Below are 1,262 nucleotides of genomic sequence, written 5' to 3'. Positions count from 1 at the left end.
ACGTTATCTATGCCGTCAGGCAACGATACACTTTTGCGGTTTGCTCAATACGGAGAAGAGGTAATGGAAAATGTATAACCAATCAAAAATTATTCTGCTTTCCTTGGTATTGTTTACTGTGGCGGGTTGCAACATAAGTAGAACTGTCAACAAAACATTATACCCGCCTGCGAATACAAAATGGGTCAATATTGAAGTAAAAAATCCATCTCAGTATACGAAACCGTTTCCGATTGAGGTCAGATACATCTCGTATGAATGCATGAAAAAAAGAATTAGTGGATTTGATGGCTCAGTTATCACGGAACCCAGCTATAACGTTATTGGGATCCCCATGCAGCAAGGGAGTAGTGATATCTGGGAAGCAAAAGTAGCAATGACTGGCGGCGGTTCATGTAAATGGGCTTTGAGCGCCGTAACGCTTGGTATTGAATATATTGATGCTACTCACCTTGGCAAGGATCTTGTACCTGGTACGGCGATAGGTGTGACGCTTGCTTTTGATAATGATGCTTCGCGTAATGGCCAATTCACCTCCTCTATAGGTGACTTGAATATTACGCGTAAATATTACCCATATATTCGAGAGAGGAAAATAGCAGAGAAAACAAAATCGCTTTCTCTGTTAGGGAAAGAAAATTTCCTTTCTTACAGAGTATCTAAGTTTAGCAGTATTTATTTTTACCCTGAAGTTGATGAGATGAAAATTGTTAGATATATAGAGCCATCAAAAAAAACTGATGGTGTGTACTCCAAAATAATTTATCCGGATGGAAGTGTTGCACCAGAAAAAACACTTTTTCCTGATTTTGATAAGGTTGACAAGATGAAAATTAATTAATTATTTTTATATCGAGAATGAAATTTGGCAAAAGGTCTGGTTTTTATTAGTGAGAAAACCTCTCACGGCGGAAAAGTGGATTCCGCCTCTTTGATTTTTCCCCAAAGGCAGTAATCCGGACAGATGCGCTAATTTAAATATTTTGGAACACTTTATGACATCCTATGTTCCCTATATGTATAACAAAGTTTTAGAGCTGATTGATAATGCCGGGATAGTGGAAAAACGTACCTTTACTGAGCATCTGTATAACGTTGATTCATTCAGGGAGCAGATGGAAGAAAATAAAAATGGCATGCCGGAAAGAGAGTTAGCAAGAAATAACATCTTTCTAAATATAGATGGCTTGCTTGGCGTATCGCTTTCCCCTACGTTATCTATGCCGTCAGGCAACGATACACTTTTGCGGTTTGCTCAATAC

The 1,262-nt window shown here is 38.5% G+C and carries 1 protein-coding gene and 1 pseudogene; both read left to right on the top strand.

All coding sequences use genetic code 11. The annotated features are described in order from the left end of the window. Positions 1–70 precede the first annotated feature (70 nt). Entirely contained in the window at positions 71–841 is a 771-nt protein-coding gene (locus tag NV64_RS22700) for a hypothetical protein (RefSeq protein ID WP_101506844.1), read from the top strand. Positions 842–995: 154 nt separating this feature from the next. After that, a pseudogene (locus NV64_RS22695) lies at positions 996–1,262 on the top strand (lipase family protein); the annotation flags it as partial.

The sequence above is a fragment of the Erwinia sp. B116 genome (assembly GCF_002865965.1).
GTDB lineage: Bacteria > Pseudomonadota > Gammaproteobacteria > Enterobacterales > Enterobacteriaceae > Erwinia.
The sequence above is the reverse complement of the archived record's forward strand: the minus strand, read 5'-3'. Positions and strand labels throughout refer to the sequence as shown.

Coding starts and splice junctions, on each gene's coding strand:
- NV64_RS22700 (WP_101506844.1), top strand. CDS start 71: ATGTATAACCAATCAAAAATTATTCTGCTTTCCTTGGTATTGTTTACT.